Source organism: Rahnella aquatilis CIP 78.65 = ATCC 33071, from assembly GCF_000241955.1.
Classification (GTDB): Bacteria; Pseudomonadota; Gammaproteobacteria; order Enterobacterales; family Enterobacteriaceae; genus Rahnella; species Rahnella aquatilis.
Genome location: NC_016818.1, coordinates 4,700,028 through 4,719,735, shown reverse-complemented (window position 1 = coordinate 4,719,735; position 19,708 = coordinate 4,700,028). Strand labels below are relative to the sequence as shown.

15 protein-coding genes are annotated in these 19,708 nt (G+C 53.9%); 7 read left to right on the top strand and 8 right to left on the bottom strand.

Annotated features, from left to right (window positions below; all coding sequences use genetic code 11):
* Nucleotides 1–9: 9 nt before the first annotated feature.
* The 4 genes from hslV to priA all read right to left on the bottom strand — a co-directional run bounded on the left by hslV (nucleotide 10) and on the right by priA (nucleotide 5,127).
* Nucleotides 10–540 carry an ATP-dependent protease subunit HslV gene (gene hslV / locus RAHAQ2_RS21330; protein WP_015699184.1) on the bottom strand — a complete coding sequence of 177 codons (531 nt, stop codon included), beginning with the start codon at nucleotides 538–540 and terminating at the stop codon, nucleotides 10–12.
* A 115-nt stretch (nucleotides 541–655) separates the two neighbouring features.
* Nucleotides 656–1,600 carry a cell division protein FtsN gene (gene ftsN / locus RAHAQ2_RS21325; RefSeq protein ID WP_015699183.1) on the bottom strand — a complete coding sequence of 315 codons (945 nt, stop codon included), beginning with the start codon at nucleotides 1,598–1,600 and terminating at the stop codon, nucleotides 656–658.
* A gap of 99 nt (nucleotides 1,601–1,699) precedes the next feature.
* Nucleotides 1,700–2,728, bottom strand: coding sequence for a DNA-binding transcriptional regulator CytR (gene cytR, locus RAHAQ2_RS21320; RefSeq protein ID WP_015690598.1), 1,029 nt, complete (start codon nucleotides 2,726–2,728; stop codon nucleotides 1,700–1,702).
* 203 nt (nucleotides 2,729–2,931) lie between these two features.
* On the bottom strand, nucleotides 2,932–5,127 hold the full coding sequence (priA, locus tag RAHAQ2_RS21315) for a primosomal protein N' (RefSeq protein ID WP_015699181.1): 2,196 nt from the start codon (nucleotides 5,125–5,127) through the stop codon (nucleotides 2,932–2,934).
* A 201-nt stretch (nucleotides 5,128–5,328) separates the two neighbouring features.
* Between priA and rpmE the strand changes: the two genes are divergently transcribed.
* Entirely contained in the window at nucleotides 5,329–5,541 is a 213-nt protein-coding gene (gene rpmE / locus RAHAQ2_RS25230; protein ID WP_015699180.1) for a 50S ribosomal protein L31, read from the top strand.
* A 152-nt stretch (nucleotides 5,542–5,693) separates the two neighbouring features.
* Here rpmE and metJ read toward each other — a convergent pair whose 3' ends face one another.
* A complete protein-coding gene (gene metJ / locus RAHAQ2_RS21305) occupies nucleotides 5,694–6,011 on the bottom strand; it encodes a met regulon transcriptional regulator MetJ (RefSeq protein ID WP_004392248.1) in 318 nt (105 codons plus the stop codon).
* Nucleotides 6,012–6,340: 329 nt separating this feature from the next.
* Between metJ and metB the strand changes: the two genes are divergently transcribed.
* The 3 genes from metB to metF all read left to right on the top strand — a co-directional run bounded on the left by metB (nucleotide 6,341) and on the right by metF (nucleotide 11,126).
* Nucleotides 6,341–7,501: a cystathionine gamma-synthase gene (gene metB, locus RAHAQ2_RS21300; RefSeq protein ID WP_015699179.1), complete on the top strand. Its 1,161-nt coding sequence runs from the start codon at nucleotides 6,341–6,343 to the stop codon at nucleotides 7,499–7,501.
* 2 nt (nucleotides 7,502–7,503) lie between these two features.
* A complete protein-coding gene (locus RAHAQ2_RS21295; RefSeq protein WP_015699178.1) occupies nucleotides 7,504–9,939 on the top strand; it encodes a bifunctional aspartate kinase/homoserine dehydrogenase II in 2,436 nt (811 codons plus the stop codon).
* A 278-nt stretch (nucleotides 9,940–10,217) separates the two neighbouring features.
* Complete coding sequence (metF, locus tag RAHAQ2_RS21290) at nucleotides 10,218–11,126, top strand: methylenetetrahydrofolate reductase (protein WP_015699177.1); 909 nt, start codon at nucleotides 10,218–10,220, stop codon at nucleotides 11,124–11,126.
* 72 nt (nucleotides 11,127–11,198) lie between these two features.
* Here metF and ppc read toward each other — a convergent pair whose 3' ends face one another.
* Nucleotides 11,199–13,844, bottom strand: a complete 2,646-nt coding sequence (gene ppc / locus RAHAQ2_RS21285; RefSeq protein WP_015699176.1) for a phosphoenolpyruvate carboxylase — start codon at nucleotides 13,842–13,844, stop codon at nucleotides 11,199–11,201.
* Between the two features lie 306 nt (nucleotides 13,845–14,150).
* Complete coding sequence (gene argE / locus RAHAQ2_RS21280) at nucleotides 14,151–15,302, bottom strand: acetylornithine deacetylase (RefSeq protein ID WP_037040845.1); 1,152 nt, start codon at nucleotides 15,300–15,302, stop codon at nucleotides 14,151–14,153.
* A gap of 138 nt (nucleotides 15,303–15,440) precedes the next feature.
* On the opposite strand from argE, the gene argC reads away from it, so the two are divergent.
* From argC to argH, 3 genes are all read left to right on the top strand, one after another.
* Nucleotides 15,441–16,445: an N-acetyl-gamma-glutamyl-phosphate reductase gene (argC, locus tag RAHAQ2_RS21275; protein WP_015699174.1), complete on the top strand. Its 1,005-nt coding sequence runs from the start codon at nucleotides 15,441–15,443 to the stop codon at nucleotides 16,443–16,445.
* A 131-nt stretch (nucleotides 16,446–16,576) separates the two neighbouring features.
* Entirely contained in the window at nucleotides 16,577–17,350 is a 774-nt protein-coding gene (gene argB / locus RAHAQ2_RS21270) for an acetylglutamate kinase (RefSeq protein ID WP_015699173.1), read from the top strand.
* Nucleotides 17,351–17,436: 86 nt separating this feature from the next.
* Nucleotides 17,437–18,810: an argininosuccinate lyase gene (argH, locus tag RAHAQ2_RS21265; protein WP_015699172.1), complete on the top strand. Its 1,374-nt coding sequence runs from the start codon at nucleotides 17,437–17,439 to the stop codon at nucleotides 18,808–18,810.
* A 55-nt stretch (nucleotides 18,811–18,865) separates the two neighbouring features.
* Here argH and RAHAQ2_RS21260 read toward each other — a convergent pair whose 3' ends face one another.
* Nucleotides 18,866–19,627, bottom strand: coding sequence for a glutathione peroxidase (locus tag RAHAQ2_RS21260; RefSeq protein WP_015699171.1), 762 nt, complete (start codon nucleotides 19,625–19,627; stop codon nucleotides 18,866–18,868).
* Nucleotides 19,628–19,708 lie beyond the last annotated feature (81 nt).

Sequence of the window (19,708 nt, the reverse complement as noted above, 5' to 3'; positions counted from 1 at the left end):
TTTCGATCCTTACGCTTTAGAAGATAATTCTTCAATAGTGTGGAAATGGTTGGTGTAGATGCAGATGTCACCGGCGATGCTCAGCGATTTTTCGACGATGTCGCGTGCTTCAAGCTCGGAGTTTTCCAGTAATGCGCGTGCAGCGGCCTGGGCATACGGGCCACCGGAACCGATGGCGATCAGGTCGTTTTCCGGCTGGATAACATCACCGTTACCGCTGATGATAAGCGAGGCGTTTTCATCCGCCACGGCCAGCAGCGCTTCCAGACGGCGCAGCATGCGGTCGGTACGCCAGTCTTTTGCCAGTTCAACGGCGGCTTTCACCAGATGACCCTGGTGCATTTCCAGTTTGCGTTCGAACAGCTCAAACAGCGTGAAGGCATCAGCCGTGCCGCCAGCAAAGCCCGCAATCACTTTGTCGTTATACAGGCGACGTACTTTTTTGACGTTGCCCTTCATGACGGTATTTCCCAATGTGGCCTGGCCATCACCACCAATAACGACCTTGCCGTTGCGGCGTACACTTACAATTGTTGTCACGAGCGGTTCCTCGTTGCAGACGGAAAAGATCCCCGTAAGTTTGCGGGACACTGAACGTGTCTCACAAACTTACGGGGCATATTGAAAGTATAGATTGGGGAAGGATTACGGGTTTTCAACCCCCGGTTGCGACGGGAATGCAACCGGAGATGCCAGCGCCTTTGAGGCGCGATAGTGTGCTGTCAGCACCAGAACGGCTGTTGTACGGGCCGATGACGACGCGACTCCAGCCACCGCCGGTGGTGATCCGGCCTTCAAAACCTTCGAATGCCAGCTTGGCGCGCTGGGATTCCGCTTGCTCAGATCCTTTGAACGAACCGCACTGAACCACAAAGTGCTGGGTTTTTTCCTGTGCTTTCGGTTTTTCCGGCTCAGCCTGTGTAATGGCGGCGGGCTGTTGCGGTTTCGGTGCTTCTTTCACCGGTTCTTTCACTTGCGGCTTCGGTTTTGGCTGAACGGGCTGCGTTTGTACCTGAGCCTGCGGCGCGCGTACCGGCTGCGTTTGCGGCGTATACGTTGGCTGTGGCTGAACCTGGCGCGGCTGAGTTTGCACCGGTTGTTGCTGGGCATACGTCGGCTGCTGTTGCTGAACCTGACGCTGAGTATGTGCCGGTGCCTGCGTCACCTGATTCGGGTCGTTATAGGGCACTTCAGACAATTGTGTCGGCGTCTGGCGCATATCGGCCTGCATTTGTTCGAGAAGCTGGCGTTGTTCCGGCGTCAGTTGGGTTTTGGATTCGACCTGTCCGCCCGCTGTCGGTTCTGTTGGCGTGGTGACGCCCATCTGACGGTTTTCCAGTTCTTTAATGTAGCGCCAGCGTTCTTCTGGCTTAGGTGGCAATCCATTACCCGGACGGACAGCATGCGTCGGCAACACCGTCGCTTCTTCATGTTTATTGTGCGCAATAAAATAGAGGCCACCGACAAACACCACCAGTACCGCAACGGCTAACACCACCATGGTTTTGGAGATCGTTGTGGAACTGCGTTTTTTACTCCGGCTGGTACTTTTCCGCCGCGCTCCTGAGCGCCCACGGCTTACATAGTCTCTTTGTGCCACTATCGTTTCGCTGTGTCGTAATGAATGAAGAAGTGCATCATGTTACTTAACCCTGAACATATACTGAAATTAAAACTTCATAACAGACTAAAAACTGACTCACGCTTTGGGGGCGGCCGTGCTTTCACGCACCACCAGCTCACTATCAAGCAACAGCGAACCGTTTTGTACCGGGTTTCCCTGTAACTGCTCAAGTAATAATAACATGGCCTGTCTGCCAAGCTGGAATCTCGGCTGCGCCACGGTCGTCAGCGGAGGATCGGTATACTGGCTGGCCTTGATGTCATCGAAGCCGACAACCGACAGATCCTGAGGAATGCGCAAACCCATTTTTTTTGCCTGGAACATGGCACCAATTGCCATCACATCGTTGTGGCAGAAAATCGCCGTCGGCGGCACGGGCAGCGCCATCAGCTCGGTGACGGCTTGCGCCCCCGATTCATAGCTGAAATCGCCATGAATGGTCAGCTTGCTCTCGACGCTCAGCCCGTTGCGGCGCAGCGCCTGAACATAACCTTGAGAACGGTACTGGCACAACGGCATATGCTTCGGACCGGCGATGCAGGCAATACGCTGATGCCCCAGCTTAAGAAGATAATGTACGGCTTCGAACGCGGCCGTCAGGTTATCAATGTGGACTGTCGGCAGTTCAAGTTCCGGCGCAAATTCATTAGCCATCACCATCGGCGGCAAGTTGCGCTGTTCTTCTTTGCTGGCATCGAAAGGTAAATCAGAGCCGAGCAGGAGCATACCGTCGATTTGCTTGGTAATAATCAGATTGATAAAGGTTTTCTCTTGCTGATTTTGCTGAGCACAATCACCGATCAATACCAGATAACCGCTTTCGGCGGCCGTGCGCTCGATCCCCTGGATCAGATCGGCGAAAAACGGATCGCAGATGTCGGGGACGATCACCAGAATAGTGCGTGACTCATTACGCTTCAGGTTGCGGGCCAGGGCATGAGGAGAATAACCGACGGCCATGACGGCCTGATCCACTTTCTGACGGGTCGCGGCGGAGACTTTCTCCGGATTCATTAATGCACGGGATACGGTTGCTGTTGAAACGCCTGCCTGTTCAGCCACATCTTTCATTGTTGCGGCGGGTAATTCTTTCTTGTGCTCCAACGTCTCTCTCCTTGCAACAGCATCAAACTGAGACAACAACATCAACATTCCTCACCTGGCTACGCATGATGTGTAGCTCATCACATTCTAAACAGAATGTGAGTAGGATTTGTTACCTAATTTGCATTAAAAGTGTGACGCAGATGCTTTTTTCGATCCATCACGCAAAAAACCTGACTCTTCGTGCGGATTCGCTTTGGGGATCAGCTGTCAATCGGATCGACATCCAGCGTCCATTTCACTTTTTTAGCTTGCGGCAGACTTGAAATCAGCGGCTGAGAGCTTTTGATCAGATGCTGCAAAACGCGCCGTGAAGGATGCTGTAATAAAAGCTGCCAGCGGAAGCGTCCGCTGCGTTTGGCTTGTAAGGCAGGAACCGGCCCCAGGATCCACAGCGAATCATCTTTCAGCGGACTGGATTCCAGCAGATTACGTAACTGCTGAAGGAACAGCGAAGATTGCTGATTATCGTGGTCTTCCGAACGGATCATAATGTGACTGGTATAAGGAGGAAGAAAGACGCTTTTGCGCTCCGCCAGCGTCTGTCTGGCGAACTCGTCGTAGCCCTGCTGCAACAGCACCTGTAACAGCGGATGTTCGGGATGGTGAGTCTGCAATACCACTTCACCCTGTTTGCCCGCGCGTCCGGCACGGCCTGAAACCTGCGTATAAAGCTGGGCAAAGCGTTCGGCAGAACGGAAATCCGCCGAGAACAGCGCACCGTCGACGTCTAATAATGACACCAGCGTGACGTCCGGGAAGTGATGCCCTTTTGCCAGCATTTGCGTGCCGATAAGAATACGTGCGCCGCCGCGATGGACTTCATTCAGATGCTGTTCCAGCGAACCTTTCCGGCTGGTGGTATCGCGGTCAATGCGCGTGATCGGCGTATCCGGGAACAGCGGAGCCAGTTCGTTTTCCAGCTGTTCCGTCCCGACGCCGACCGAGACCAGTTGGGTTGAGCCGCAATGCGGACACTGATGCGGCACGGCGCGCTGGCTGTCACAATGGTGGCAGCGTAGCTGGCGCTGATTCTGGTGCAGGGTGTAATAGTGATCGCAGCGCTGACATTCGGCTATCCAGCCGCACTCATGGCAAAGCAGGGCGGGCGCATAGCCGCGGCGGTTCAGGAACAGCATCACCTGATTATCGGCTTTCAGATGTTCCTGCATCTTCTGGATCAGCGGTTGAGACAGCCCGACTTTCAGCTGCAACCCTTTTAAATCCAGCAAATTCTGGCGGGCGAGCCTGGCATTGCCGGCGCGCTTGGTCAGTTTGAGCTGGCGATATTTCCCCAGCTCAACATTGTGCAGCGTTTCCAGAGCCGGGGTTGCCGAGCCCATAATAATCGGAATATTTTCAGCGTGGGCGCGGTACACCGCCAGATCACGGGCGTGATAGCGCCAGCCTTCCTGCTGCTTATAAGAACTGTCGTGTTCTTCATCAATGATGATCACGCCGAGGCGCGCAAACGGCGTAAACAGTGACGAACGGGTGCCAATGACAATGCCTGCTTCGCCATTGCGCGCCCGCAGCCAGACGGCGAGGCGTTCGCTGTCGTTCAGGCCGGAGTGCAGGACATCCACCGGCGCACTGAAACGTTCGCGAAAACGCGCGATGGTTTGCGGCGTCAGGCCGATTTCCGGCACCATCACCAGCGCCTGCCGGCCCTGTGCCAGAATGTTTTCCAGCACGCTCAGATACACTTCGGTTTTACCCGAGCTGGTGACACCCGCCAGCAACCAGGCGGAGAATTGCTGATCTTCACTGCGTATTGCACCGACAGCGGTGGCCTGCTCGGTATTGAGGCGTAAACGCTCGCCGATCACCGAAAAATCCTGACGCCAGTCATGTGTGGCGGGCGCGATACTGCGTAAGTCCGTCAGCCCTTTGGCACGTAATGCCTGCAGGGCGGTGTCCGTCAGATCAAGATCGGCAACCTGATGGCGATATAACGGTTTTTGCATCAGTGCGGCCATTGCCTGCTGTTGTTTTGGTGCCCGTTTCAGGCTGTCGAGTGGCGTGGCGCGACCCTGCTCGGTGGCAAACCATTGCCACAGCGGCGTAAGTTCAGCGGCTTTCCCCTGACGTAACAACACCGGCAGCGCATGAAATAGCACTTCGCCGATCGGATAATGATAATAGTCGGCCGCCCAGAACAGGATGCGCCATAAATCGGGTGTAAAGAGGCCGTTGTCGTCGAGGACTTCCCGCACTGGTTTCAGTTTCTCCAGGCCAAATTCGCTGAAGTCGCTGACCCTGGTGACAATGCCAATGGCGTCGCGTTTTCCGAAAGGCACACTGACCCGGCAACCCGGTGAAACCTGAATTTCAGGCGGCAACAGATAGTCAAAAGTACGGGCGAGCGGGACGGGTAAAGCAATGTGGGCAACAGGCATTGGGGGTCCAGACTATAAAAAAATGACGAGATAGTGTACACTGTGTCCTTCGAAATGCATGAACATCATTGCGCGGTTGTCAGAGATTCTGTATGATTCGCCGCCTTTGGTGCATTTCGTACTCAAAGCCTATCATCCACTACGCGTGGTGTCTGACAGAACAGGGTTGGATAGCGACGCGGCCTTAAGAAGAGGTTTTCCATGAAACAAGGTATTCACCCTAAATATGTAGAAATTACTGCAACTTGCTCATGCGGTAATGTTATCAAAACTCACTCAACTGTGGGTCACGATCTGAACCTGGACGTTTGTGGCGAATGCCACCCGTTCTACACTGGTAAGCAACGTGAAGTGGCTACCGGTGGCCGCGTTGACCGCTTCAACAAGCGTTTCAGCGTTCCAGGCAGCAAATAAGCTTCGCTTGAGAGCAAAAAAAGGCGCCTTAGGCGCCTTTTTTGTTGCCTGCCGTTTCACTGCCTGCCAGACAAACCTTCTTTCTCACAGGGACACTGAAAAAACGCGCGACGGGTCGCACGGTCTTTCAGCACATCTGCGCGTTGCGGCGATCAGTATTCCCAGGTATCAGGATCCACACCCAGTTCACGCATCAGGATCTTCGCCGCTTCCGGTATTTCGTCACTGCGTTCTTTACGCAGGTCTTCGTCATTCGGCAAAGGCTGACCGGTGAAGGCGTGCAGAAAAGCCTCACACAATAATTCACTGTTGGTCGCGTGACGCAGGTTGTTTACCTGGCGACGTGTGCGTTCATCGGTGAGAATTTTGAGGACTTTCAGCGGAATGGATACCGTGATTTTCTTAACTTGTTCGCTTTTCTTACCGTGTTCAGCGTAAGGGCTGACATATTCGCCGTTCCACTCAGCCATGGGACACCTTAAATTTATCAAAAAATAAAATTCTGAAAACCGCGTGATTATGCCCGATTTTCACTGTTCTCACTAAGTAAATGTCGGAATTTAACAGGGTTATCTCACGTTTTCCCTGCGGCACTGTTCATTTTGTTACCTTGCGCTTAAGTCTCCCGGCGCGACAGATCTGCCTGACATCTTCATTAACGCCATAATTTTAGCGGGTATTGCGCTGTTGCTCAATCTATACGCAAAGAAGTTTAGATGTCCAGATGTATTGACGTCTATAACTCCGGGCGTTACTCTTTACACCCTCATCCTTCGCAATTCGTCAGGAAGAAACGATTATGACGCACAAGCAAGCCACCATTGCCGTGGGCAGTGGCCTGAACAATGATCAGCAATATGGTTGTGTAGTTCCGCCAATCTACCTTTCCAGCACCTACAACTTTGAAGATTTCAACCAGCCAAGAGCCCATGACTATTCACGTCGCGGCAATCCGTCACGTGATGTTGTCCAGCGTGCGCTGGCTGATCTGGAAGGTGGTGCCGGTGCGGTTCTGACCAGCAGCGGTATGTCAGCCATTCATCTGGTGTGTACGGTCTTTCTGAAACCTGGCGATTTACTGGTTGCGCCGCACGACTGCTACGGCGGCAGCTACCGTTTGTTCGACAGCCTGAGCAAGCGTGGCGCGTATCGAGTGCTGTTTGTGGATCAGGGTGATCCGCAGGCGCTGGCCGATGCGCTGAAAGAGAAACCGAAGCTGGTGCTGATTGAAACCCCGAGCAATCCTTTGCTGCGTGTGGTGGATATACAGGCGATTTGCGATGCGTCCCGCGCCGCCGGTGCCCTGACCGTGGTGGACAACACCTTCCTCAGCCCGGCGCTGCAGAACCCGTTGCAGCTTGGTGCGGATTTAGTTGTCCATTCATGTACTAAATATCTGAACGGGCATTCTGATGTGGTCGCCGGTACGGTAATATCTAAGACCGCAGAACATGCGACAGAGCTGGCATGGTGGGCAAACAACATTGGCGTGACCGCTGCAGCCTTTGACAGCTATCTGTTATTGCGCGGTTTACGCACATTAACGGTCCGTGTGAAACAGCAACAGGAAAATGCTCTGGCGATTGTGGCTTATTTACAGAAACAATCGCAGGTCAAAAAGCTGTATCATCCGTCGCTGCCGGAAAACCAGGGACATGAAATTGCCCGCCGTCAGCAACGTGGCTTCGGTGCCATGATCAGTTTTGAATTTAACGGAGATGAAGCTCAGTTGCGCCATTTCCTGAAAGAATTGAAGTTATTTACCCTCGCAGAATCACTGGGGGGCGTCGAAAGCCTGATTTCTCATACCGCGACCATGACGCACGCTGGCATGGCGCCGGAAGCGCGCAAAGCCGCCGGGATTTCTGACAGCTTGCTCCGTATTTCTGTAGGTCTTGAAGACAGCGAAGATTTGATTGCTGATCTGGAACACGCATTCCAGTCAGCGGCAACGAGGTAAGTATGAATGCAATAGCGGTTGCAGCGCCGGCGGGAAGCCGGCAGTTGCACAAATTTGGTGGTAGCAGTCTGGCCGACGTGAAATGTTATCTGCGCGTCGCCGGCATTATGGCCGAGTATGCGAAGCCGGGTGACATGATGGTGGTGTCGGCGGCAGGCAGTACAACCAACCAGCTGATCAGCTGGCTGAAGCTCAGCCAGACAGACAGAATTTCGGCGCATCAGGTTCAGCAGGCTTTGCGCCGTTATCAGAGTGATTTGATAACCGGCCTGTTGCCGCCGGAAATGGCCGAACCGCTTATTGCTTCTTTTATTCATGATCTCGAGCGTCTGGCAGTTTTGCTTGACGGCAAAGTGACCGATGCCATTTATGCCGAAGTGGTCGGGCATGGCGAAGTCTGGTCTGCACGCCTGATGTCTGCGGTGCTGTGCAAGCTGGAATTACCGGCCGCCTGGTTGGATGCCCGTGAATTCCTGCGTGCCGAACGCGCTGCGCAACCTCAGGTTGATGAGGGCCGTTCGTATCCGCTGCTGCAACAACTTCTCGCGCAGCATCCGCAGCAATATCTGGTGGTGACCGGCTTTATCGCCCGCAGCGATGCGGGTGAAACCGTGCTGCTTGGCCGTAACGGCAGTGACTATTCCGCCACCCAGATTGGCGCACTGGCGAATGCCAGCCGTGTGACCATCTGGAGTGACGTGGCCGGTGTCTACAGCGCCGATCCGCGCAAAGTGAAAGATGCCTGTTTGCTGCCGTTGCTGCGTCTCGATGAGGCCAGCGAGCTGGCGCGTCTGGCCGCACCGGTTCTGCACACCCGCACCCTTCAGCCGGTTTCCGGCAGCGATATCGATTTACAGCTGCGTTGCAGTTACCAGCCGGAGCAGGGCTCAACGCGTATTGAACGTGTGCTGGCGTCCGGTACGGGCGCGAAAATTGTCACCAGTCACGATGATATTTGTCTGATCGAAATGGTCATCCCTTCCGGCCACGATTTTGGTCTGGCGCAAAAAGATGTCGAGCTGCTGCTCAAACGTGCGCAGATCAAGCCGCTGTGTACCGGCATTCATCCTGATCGTAATTTACTGCAACTGTGCTACACCTCCGAGGTGGCGGGCAGTGCGTTGCAGGTTCTCGAAGAGGCGGCACTTCCGGCGCGTCTGACGCTGCGTGAAGGGCTGGCGCTGGTAGCCCTGGTCGGTGCGGGCGTGTGCAAGAATCCGCTGCACAGTCACCGTTTCTATCAGGAAATGAAAGATCAGCCGGTGGAGTTTATCTGGCAGGCCGAAGACGGCATCAGTCTGGTGGCGGTGCTGCGTGTCGGCCCGACCGCGCATCTGATCCAGGGACTGCACAAAACGCTGTTCCGCGCTGAAAAGCAAATCGGTCTGATGCTGTTTGGTAAAGGCAATATCGGTTCACGCTGGCTGGAACTGTTCGCCCGTGAACAAAAAAATATTTCTGCCCGCAGCGGTTTTGAGTTTGTGCTGGCGGGTGTGGTTGACAGCAAACGCAGTTTGCTCAATTACGAAGGACTGGACGCCAGCCGTGCTCTGGCCTTCTTTGATGATGAATCGCAGGCGCACGATGAAGAATCGCTGTTTCTGTGGATGCGCGCGCACCCTTATGACGATTTAGTGGTTCTGGATGTCACCGCCAGCGCCGAACTGGCGGATCAGTATCTGGATTTTGCCAGCTACGGTTTTCATGTCATCAGCGCCAACAAACAGGCTGGCGCATCGGATACGAACAAATACCGTCAGATCCGCGACGCATTTTCCAAAACTGGCAGCCACTGGTTGTATAACGCCACGGTGGGCGCCGGTTTGCCGGTCAACCATACGGTGCGTGATTTACGCGAAAGCGGTGACAGCATTCTGGCCATCAGCGGGATTTTCTCCGGCACGTTGTCGTGGCTGTTCCTGCAATTTGACGGCACGCTGCCGTTCACCGAGCTGGTGGATTTAGCCTGGCAGCAGGGGCTGACTGAGCCGGATCCGCGCGATGATTTATCCGGTCAGGACGTCATGCGCAAGCTGGTGATCCTGGCGCGTGAAGCCGGTTATGACATCGAACCGACGCAGGTCCGCGTGGAATCGCTGGTACCGGAGAGCTGCGCGACCGGATCTGTCGATCAGTTCTTTGAAGACGGTGAGGCGCTGAATCAGCAAATGCTGCAACGTCTGGAAGCCGCCCGCGAAATGGGTCTGGTGCTTCGCTACGTGGCGCGCTTCGATGCGAATGGCAAAGCCCGCGTGGGTGTTGAAGCCGTGCGTGACGACCACCCTCTGGCGGCGTTGTTGCCTTGCGATAACGTATTCGCTATCGAAAGCCGCTGGTATCGCGATAACCCGCTGGTGATCCGCGGGCCGGGAGCAGGGCGTGACGTGACCGCAGGTGCGCTACAGTCTGACCTTAACCGTCTGACTCAACTTCTGTAATTCCCTGCTCCTGTCCTTCTCATGGGAATGGGGGGCGGAGTGGTCTGCTAAACCCCCTCCCAGCCTCCCCCTTCGCAGGGGGAGGAGCTTAATTCCCACAGCAAAATGTCCCCAACGTGAAATTCTTTCAGTTTGCGTGAAGATTAATCATTCTCTGTCCTCATTTTAACGTTGACACTTTGGCTGCTTTCCGTCATTTTCTATCTATACGTTTAGACGTCCAAACGTCCATCATAACGAACCATAATCAAAACGCAGTGATCCATGAGGTAGTGTTTATGAGCTTTTTCCACGCAAACCAGCGCGAAGCGCTGAACCAGAATCTGGCAGAGTTACAGGGTCAGATTAACGTTTCTTTTGAATTTTTCCCGCCGCGTACCAGCGAGATGGAAGATACGTTGTGGAGCTCTATTGATCGCCTCAGCAGCCTTAAGCCTAAGTTCGTCTCTGTGACGTACGGCGCGAACTCCGGCGAGCGCGACCGTACGCACAGCATCATCAAAGGCATTAAAGAACGTACCGGTCTGGAAGCGGCACCGCACCTGACCTGTATCGATGCCACCCGCGATGAACTGCGTCAGATTGCACGGGATTACTGGGAAAGCGGCATCCGTCACATTGTGGCGCTGCGTGGCGATTTACCGGCAGGTGGCGGTAAGCCGGAAATGTATGCCACTGATCTGGTGCATCTGCTGAAAGAGGTAGGCGACTTTGATATTTCCGTCGCAGCCTATCCGGAAGTGCACCCTGAAGCCAAAAGCGCGCAATCAGATCTGATTAACCTGAAACGCAAAATCGATGCCGGTGCGAACCGCGCTATTACGCAGTTCTTCTTCGACGTGGAAAGTTATCTGCGTTTTCGTGACCGCTGCGCCGGTCAGGGGATTGATGTGGAAATCGTGCCGGGCATTCTGCCTGTGTCTAACTTCAAACAGCTGACCCGTTTTGCGACGATGACGAATGTGCGAGTGCCGCACTGGATGAACAGCCTGTTTGAAGGGCTGGATGACGACGCTGAAACCCGCAAAATGGTCGGTGCCAATATCGCGATGGACATGGTGAAAATCCTCAGCCGCGAAGGTGTGAAGGACTTCCATTTCTACACCCTGAACCGTGCAGAAATGAGTTACGCGATTTGCCACACGCTGGGTGTGCGTCCGGACATCGCCGTGCCGGTTCGCGCTTAATCTTTTTGCCCGACACTGAATACAAAAAACCCGCGAATTCGCGGGTTTTTCTTTGGCTGATGTCAGCGAAAACTAGCCGGTATTACGCATACCTGCTGCCACGCCAGCAATCGTTACCATCAACGCCTGTTCGACGTTAGCATCCTGCTTGCCGTCTTTTTCCAGCTCGCGGGAACGGTGCAGCAGTTCAGCCTGCAATACATTCAGCGGGTCAGTGTAGACGTTACGCAGGGCGATAGATTCCGCAATCCATGGCAAATCTTCCATCAGGTGATCGTCGTTAGAAATCGCCAGAATCACTTTGATGTCGCTTGCCAGCTGATCGCGCAACTGCTGACCGAGCGGCCACAGCTCTTTCTCTACCAGACGATGATCGTAGTATTCCGCCAGCCACAGGTCCGCTTTCGCAAACACCATTTCCAGCATGCCGATTCGGGTGGAGAAGAACGGCCAGTCGCGACACATGGTTTCCAGCTCGTCACGTTTCCCGCCATCGACCACAGCCTGCAAACCGGCACCGGCACCCAGCCAGGCTGGCAGCATCAGACGGTTTTGCGTCCAGGCGAAAATCCACGGAATAGCTCGCAGGCTTTCAACGCCGCCGCTGGCTTTACGTTTCGCCGGGCGTGAACCCAGAGGCAGTTTCGCCAGTTCCTGTTCCGGTGTTGCGGCGCGGAAATAAGGCACGAAGTCTTTATTCTCGCGGATATAACCCCGGTACATTTTGCAGGACACGTCAGACAGCTGTTCCATGATATCCACCCAGGCTTGTTTCGGCTCAGGCGGTGGTAACAGGTTGGCTTCCAGAATCGCAGAGGTGTACAGCGCCAGGCTGCTGATGGTGACCTCCGGCAAACCGAATTTGAAGCGGATCATCTCGCCCTGTTCGGTAACGCGCAGGCCGCCTTTCAGGCTGCCCGGAGGCTGAGACAGCAACGCAGCTTGCGCCGGTGCGCCGCCACGGCCGATAGAACCGCCGCGTCCGTGGAACAGTGTGAGGGCAATCCCGGCTTTCTCGCAGGTTTTGATCAGGGCATCTTGCGCGCGATATTGCGCCCAGGATGCCGCCATCACGCCCGCGTCTTTTGCGGAGTCGGAATAGCCAATCATCACCATCTGTTTGCCCTGAATGAAACCGCGATACCAGTCGATGCTCAGCAATTGCTTCATCACATCGTCAGCATTGTTCAGGTCGTCGAGGGTTTCGAACAGCGGCGCGACCGGCATCGGGAACGGACAACCGGCTTCTTTGAGCAGCAGGTGTACGGCCAGCACATCAGACGGCGTGCGCGCCATCGAAATAACATACGCCGCAATCGAGCCTTCCGGTGCTTCGGCGATCACCTGACAGGTATCGAGCACTTCTTTGGTGTCGGCGCTCGGTTCCCAGTGGCGTGGCACCAGCGGACGTTTTGAATTGAGTTCGCGGATCAGGAAAGCCTGTTTGTCGGATTCTGACCAGCTTTCGTAATCACCCAGCCCCAGATAGCGGGTGATTTCGGCAATAGCATCGGTGTGGCGGGTGCTTTCCTGACGCACATCGATACGCACCAGCGGCACGCCGAAGCAACGCACGCGGCGCAGGGTATCCAGCAACTGACCGTTGGCGATAATGCCCATGTTGCAGGCCTGCAATGACTGGTAACAGGCGTAAAGCGGTGCCCACAGCTGGTCATTTTTCACCAGCAAATCGTGAGGACGCGCAACGCGTTCGCCTTTCAGACGGGCTTCCAGATACACCTGGGTATTGGTCAGCTGTGAACGCAGCTGTTTCATGATTTCACGGTAAGGTTCGATGATGTCCGCACCGCCCGCCAGCTCACGCAGTTCCGGGGTACATTCAGTCATCGACAGTTCTGACACCAGCACCGCGATATCGCGCAGGAACAGGTCAGTCGCTTTCCAGCGGCTCAGCAACAGTACGTGGCGGGTGATATCGGCGGTCACGTTCGGGTTACCGTCGCGGTCGCCACCCATCCAGGAAGTGAAACGAACCGGCACGGCTTCCACTGGCATTTTGTAATCCAGTGAGGTTTCCAGTTGTTCGTTCAGTTCACGCAGGAACGCAGGCACGCCTTCCCACAGGCTGTTTTCGACCACCGCAAAGCCCCATTTAGCTTCATCCACCGGCGAAGGGCGGTTCTTACGGATTTCATCGGTATGCCATGACTGTGCGATCAACTGACGCAGACGACGCATGATTTGTTTACGTTCGTAATCGGCCAGATCGTTATGGTCGAGCTGCTTGAGGCAGTTATTCACTTCGACCAGTTTGTGGATCAGTGTGCGGCGGGCGATTTCTGTCGGGTGTGCAGTCAGCACCAGTTCAATAGAAAGCTGGTCAACGGCATCGCGTAACTGTTGTTCTGAGAGATTTTTGGATTTCAGTCGATCGAACAATTGCGCCAGCGCTTCAGGATTACTGGCCGCTTCGCCGTGTGGCGAAATGCTGTGATATTGTTCAGCCACGTTGGCTAAATTCAGAAACTGACTAAAAGCACGGGCAACAGGCAACAGCTCATCATTTGAGAGATTTTGCAATGTTGACAGCAACTCCTGCCGATCCGCGTCGTTTCCGGCACGGGAGGATTTCGACAGCTTACGGATTTTCTCAACACGATCCAGGATATGCTCTCCCAACGTATCTTTGATCGTGTCGCCCAGCAATTTACCTAAGGTACTGACATTACTTCGCATTGCGGAATATTGTTCGTTCATATTACCTCTGACCCGTTCTCTCGTTTAATTTTTATATTCTGTAAATAACTTTCACCCGTCAGGCATTCTTGCCCCGTTCACCCTGCCAACCTGGCCATACTTTTTAAATGCAGCACCTGTTTTAACCTAAAAACCCCGGATCACTCACGTGAAAAATGGTCTTTTTGGCCATGTCGCTGAAATTTAATTACAACCGCGACGATATCAGTTTGGCTAATCCTGTTTTTGTACAATAGCAAAGTTGTACAGTACCAAAGGGCGCCCGTGAGCGCCCTGATTGTTTCTTCATCACTCCCTCATTCAGTATCAGTGATAACAGAAATGATGAACGACCTGAGAAATCAGCTCACGAGTCGGTTTAATGAACGCAGTATCAATATATTCATCTGGCTGATGCGCCTGATCGATAGAGCCCGGTCCGAGAACCAGCGTCGGACACAGCTCCTGAATAAACGGCGCTTCGGTGCAGTAGTTAACGATTTCCGTTTCCACGCCCAGCAGTTTCTCGACCACCTGCACCAGCGGATGATCCGGCGGACATTCATAACCCGGGATCGGCGGATGCAGCTCTTCAATCACAATACGTCCCGGCCAGCGTTCACTGACCGGGGCCAGCGCTTCATTCAGCAGACCGTCAATGTCAGTCAGCGTCAGACCCGGCAGCGGGCGGATATCCATATGCATTTCACAGCACGCACAAATACGGTTTGGCGCGTCGCCGCCGTTGATGTAACCAAAGTTCATGGTCGGGTACGGGATCACGAAACCACTGTGGTTGTAGCGGCTTTTCAGCGTATTGCGCAGCGTCATTAAATGGGTAATCGACTCGTGCATCAGTTCAATAGCGTTCACGCCGCGAGACGGATCACTGGAATGGCCGGACTGACCGGTGATGCGAATAGCATTCGACAGATGGCCCTTATGTGCACGAACCGGTTTGAGCGAAGTAGGTTCGCCGATGATCGCGCAGTCAGGACGAATTTTTGCGTTTTTGGAGAAATAGCTGGCACCGGCCATGGTGGTTTCTTCATCAGCGGTCGCCAAAATATACAGTGGTTTAGTCAGTTTGGTCAGATCGACATCACGCAGTGAATCGAGGATAAAGGCGAAGAAACCTTTCATGTCGGCAGTCCCTAAACCATAGAGCTTATTTTCATGCTCGGTCAGGGTGAAAGGATCGCGTGTCCAGCGGCCATCATCGAACGGAACGGTATCCGTATGGCCTGCCAGCAGTAAACCGCCAGCACCTTCACCAGAACTGGCTAACATATTGAATTTATGACGTGTGCCCGGCACGGGTTGCACTTCGACGTTGAAGCCTAAATCACCGAACCAGCCTGCCAGTAAATTGATTAACGTCTCATTGCTCTGGTCCAGTGCAGCGTCTGTTGCGCTGATGGAAGGGGTTGCTATTAACGCCCGGTAGAGCTCAATAAAAGGAGGTAATTTCATCTTCACTGTTGACAGCCTTTAGTTAGGGTAGTATTCATATTCATGCAATAATTGTGAATAAAAATACAATAAGCCAGCGCGTAAGGAAACCGGAAAAAAATGCATCCGGCCCCTACCCAAAAATTGAGAAGGTGAACAAGCCCTATGTTGAATACGCTGATTGTTGGTGCCACAGGTTATGCCGGAGCCGAGCTCGCTGCTTACCTGAATCGCCACCCACATATGAACATAACCGGTTTAACGGTTTCAGCGCAAAGTGCAGATGCAGGAAAATTGCTTTCTGATTTGCATCCTCAATTAAAAGGCATCGTCGACTTGCCTGTTTTGCCACTGACCGACGTGGCAGAAGCCGCGAAAGGTGTCGATGTCGTTTTTCTGGCGACCGCGCATGAAGTCAGCCACGATTTAGCCCCGCAGTTTCTGGCGGCGGGCTGCGTGGTGTTTGACCTGTCCGGTGCCTTCCGCGTCAGCAAACCTGAGTTTTATACCGAATTCTACGGCTTTGAGCATCAGCATCTCGATCTGCTCGACAAAGCCGTGTACGGCCTGGCCGAATGGCAGGCTGACAAATTAAAAGATGCCCAGCTGATCGCCGTACCGGGCTGTTACCCGACCGCTTCACAGCTGGCGCTTAAACCGCTTATCGAAAATGGTTTGCTCAATGACAGCCAGTGGCCGGTCATCAATGCCACCAGCGGTGTCAGCGGCGCAGGCCGTAAAGCCACGCTCGGCAACAGTTTCTGCGAAGTCAGCCTTCAGCCATACAAACTCTTCAGCCACCGTCATCAGCCGGAAATTGCCGAACATCTTGGTGTGCCGGTGATTTTCACGCCGCATCTGGGCAACTTCCCGCGCGGTATTCTGGCGACCATCACCTGCCGCCTGAGCGCGGGTGTGACGGAGCAGGACGTGGCGGAAGCCTTCCATAATGCCTATCACGATAAACCGCTGGTGCGTTTGTACACCAAAGGCGTTCCGGCACTGAAAGATGTGGTTGGTCTGCCGTTTTGCGATATCGGCTTTGCGGTGAAAGGTGAACATCTGATTGTGGTGGCGACGGAGGATAACGTGCTGAAAGGCGCATCTGCCCAGGCGGTTCAGTGCATGAATATCCGTTTCGGCTTCCCGGAAACACAATCACTGCTTTAACAATCCCTCAGATTGTCAGCAAACAAAAAACAACCGTCCCTGAGCGTTTATTCAGACGCGCAGGGGTGTTAGATTAAATTAAACGTATTGTTATTAATTAACATTCTCAACCGGTCGGGGCGCGAACAGCTATGAATCCGTTAGTCATCAAGTTAGGTGGTGTGTTGCTGGACAATGAAGAAGCGCTTGAGCGCCTGTTCATGGCGGTAGTGGCTTATCGTCAGGAATATCAACGCCCGCTGGTTATTGTTCATGGTGGCGGCTGCCTGGTTGACGAGCTGATGAAAAAGCTGAATTTGCCTGTGGTGAAAAAAGCCGGTCTGCGTGTGACTCCTGCTGATCAGATTGACATCATTACCGGCGCACTCGCCGGCAGCGCAAACAAAACCTTGCTGGCGTGGGCGGTTAAAAATCATATCAATGCCGTTGGGTTGTCTCTTGCCGACGGCGGCACGGTCAGCGTTACGCAGTTGGATGAATCACTGGGCTTCGTCGGTAAAGCCGCAGCGGGTGATCCGGCACTGATCAACACCCTGCACGGCGCAGGCTACCTGCCGATTGTCAGTTCTATCGGTATCACTGCAACCGGCGAGCTGATGAACGTTAACGCCGATCAGGCCGCGACCGCACTGGCGGCTACGCTGGGCGCGGATCTGATCCTGCTGTCTGATGTCAGCGGTATTCTTGATGGCAAAGGCCAGCGCATTCCTGAAATGAGTGCGGAGAAAGCCGAACAGCTTATCGATCAGGGCATCATCACCGACGGCATGATTGTCAAAGTTCACGCTGCGCTGGATGCCGCACGTTCTCTTGGCCGCCCGGTGGATATCGCCAGCTGGCGTCACGCCGAGCAATTACCGGCACTGTTTAACGGCGTCGCGATCGGCACACGCATTCTGGCGTAACGCATCGTCCGGCGTATTCAGTACACACTTTTGTCAGGGCGCAGCACAGTGCGCCCTTTTGCATAAAAAATTTCAGGAGCAGGAAAATGGCACTTTGGGGCGGGCGTTTTACTCAGGCAGCGGATCAGCGGTTTAAGGAACTGAATGACTCACTGCGTTTTGATTACCGGCTGGCAGAGCAGGATATTGTGGGCTCGGTAGCCTGGTCCAAAGCGCTGGTGACGGTGAACGTATTAACCGTTGACGAACAGCTTCAGCTGGAAGACGCGCTGACCGTGCTGCTGGAAGAAGTCCGTGCCAATCCGCGCGCTATTTTAGCCAGCGATGCCGAAGATATTCACAGCTGGGTTGAAGGCAAGCTTATCGACAAAGTCGGCAATCTCGGTAAGAAACTGCACACCGGTCGCAGCCGTAACGATCAGGTCGCGACTGACATCAAACTGTGGTGTAAAGCACAGGTGGTTGAACTGGGTGAGGCGCTGCATCATTTGCAGCAGGCGCTGGTCGCCACAGCCGAAGCCAATCAGGACGCTGTGATGCCGGGTTATACCCACCTGCAACGCGCCCAGCCGGTGACGTTTGCGCACTGGTGCATGGCGTATGTCGAAATGCTGGCGCGTGACGAAAGCCGTCTGAAAGATACCCTGACCCGTCTGGACGTCAGTCCGCTGGGCTGTGGCGCACTGGCTGGTACCGCATATCCGATGGATCGCGAACAACTGGCAGGCTGGTTAGGTTTTGCTTCGGCGACACGTAACAGCCTCGACAGCGTTTCTGACCGTGACCATGTTCTGGAGCTGCTTTCCAACGCAGCCATCAGCATGGTTCACCTTTCACGCTTTGCAGAAGATCTGATTTTCTTCAATACCGGTGAAGCGGCGTTTATTGATTTGTCTGACCGCGTGACGTCAGGTTCTTCCCTGATGCCGCAGAAGAAAAACCCGGATGCGCTGGAGCTTATCCGTGGCAAATGTGGCCGCGTACAAGGCGCACTGACCGGCATGATGATGACCATGAAGGGCTTACCGCTGGCGTACAACAAAGACATGCAGGAAGATAAAGAAGGGTTGTTCGACGCGCTCGATACCTGGATGGATTGCCTGAACATGGCATCACTGGTGCTGGATGGCATTCAGGTGAAACGTCCGCGTGCAAAAGAAGCCGCGCAGCAGGGTTATGCCAACTCCACCGAACTGGCAGATTATCTGGTTGCCAAAGGCGTTCCGTTCCGCGAAGCGCACCATATTGTCGGTGAGGCGGTAGTGGAAGCGATTAATCAGGGCAAAGCGCTGGAGGCATTATCGCTGGCAGATTTGCAGAAATTCAGCAGCGTGATTGGCGACGATGTTTACGCCATTCTCGAACTGCAATCCTGTCTCGATAAACGAGCCGCTAAAGGTGGTGTTTCTCCGCAGCAGGTGGCGCAGGCCATTGCTGATGCGAAAGCGCGTTTAGCGTAAAAGAAAAAAGGCGGACCGAAGTCCGCCGTATTTTACTGTTTGTGTTTTCCAGTACTTATTGTGGGACTTCACACAACGCTTCGGTTTCTGAATGGAGGTAAACCTCCAGGTCGTCACTTCCCCCGATGTGGCGTCCACCGATAAAGACTTGCGGCACTGTCGCCCGGCCCGTCACGGCGCGCAGACTGACGGTGGTCGCGTCTTTACCTAATACAATTTCTTCATACTGAATACCGCGTTCCTGCAACATTTGTTTGGCTTTCGCACAGAACGGACAGCCCGGTTTAGTGAACACGGACACGGATTCCTGCACTTTAAATTCGGGTGCCAGATATTTGAGCATGGTGTCTGCATCAGACACTTCAAACGGGTCGCCCGGCTTATTTGGCTCAACGAACATTTTCTCGACGATACCGTTGCGTACCAGCATGGAATAACGCCATGAGCGCGGGCCGAAGCCTAAATCCGCTTTCTCAACCAGCATGTCCATGCCTTTGGTGAATTCACCGTTACCGTCCGGGATGAACGTAATGTTGGACGCGTTTTGTTCAGCTTTCCACGCATTCATCACAAAGGTGTCATTAACTGAAACGCACAGAATGCTGTCGACGCCGTGATTTTTAAAGACCGGAGCCAGTTCGTTGTAACGTGGCAGATGGCTTGAAGAGCAGGTCGGGGTGAATGCGCCCGGCAGTGAAAACACAATTACTGTTTTATTTTTAAACAGTTTTTCGCTGGAGAGATCTACCCACTGATCGCCCTGTCGGGTGTGAAAAGTAACGTGCGGTACGTGTTTACCTTCCTGGCTTGCAAACATGAATAACCCCTTAATTAATCAGTAAAATAGAAAGTTTTTTCGGCACTGCCGTTTCGTTGGGAGGCATTATTCACGATAATA

Excerpts from the sequence above, each read along its gene's own strand:
- priA (WP_015699181.1), bottom strand. The coding sequence starts at position 5,127 with ATGCCTGTTGCCCACATTGCTTTACCCGTCCCGCTCGCCCGTACTTTT.
- rpmE (WP_015699180.1), top strand. The coding sequence starts at position 5,329 with ATGAAACAAGGTATTCACCCTAAATATGTAGAAATTACTGCAACTTGC.
- metJ (WP_004392248.1), bottom strand. The coding sequence starts at position 6,011 with ATGGCTGAGTGGAACGGCGAATATGTCAGCCCTTACGCTGAACACGGT.
- metB (WP_015699179.1), top strand. The coding sequence starts at position 6,341 with ATGACGCACAAGCAAGCCACCATTGCCGTGGGCAGTGGCCTGAACAAT.
- RAHAQ2_RS21295 (WP_015699178.1), top strand. The coding sequence starts at position 7,504 with ATGAATGCAATAGCGGTTGCAGCGCCGGCGGGAAGCCGGCAGTTGCAC.
- metF (WP_015699177.1), top strand. The coding sequence starts at position 10,218 with ATGAGCTTTTTCCACGCAAACCAGCGCGAAGCGCTGAACCAGAATCTG.
- ppc (WP_015699176.1), bottom strand. The coding sequence starts at position 13,844 with ATGAACGAACAATATTCCGCAATGCGAAGTAATGTCAGTACCTTAGGT.
- argC (WP_015699174.1), top strand. The coding sequence starts at position 15,441 with ATGTTGAATACGCTGATTGTTGGTGCCACAGGTTATGCCGGAGCCGAG.
- argB (WP_015699173.1), top strand. The coding sequence starts at position 16,577 with ATGAATCCGTTAGTCATCAAGTTAGGTGGTGTGTTGCTGGACAATGAA.
- argH (WP_015699172.1), top strand. The coding sequence starts at position 17,437 with ATGGCACTTTGGGGCGGGCGTTTTACTCAGGCAGCGGATCAGCGGTTT.
- RAHAQ2_RS21260 (WP_015699171.1), bottom strand. The coding sequence starts at position 19,627 with ATGTTTGCAAGCCAGGAAGGTAAACACGTACCGCACGTTACTTTTCAC.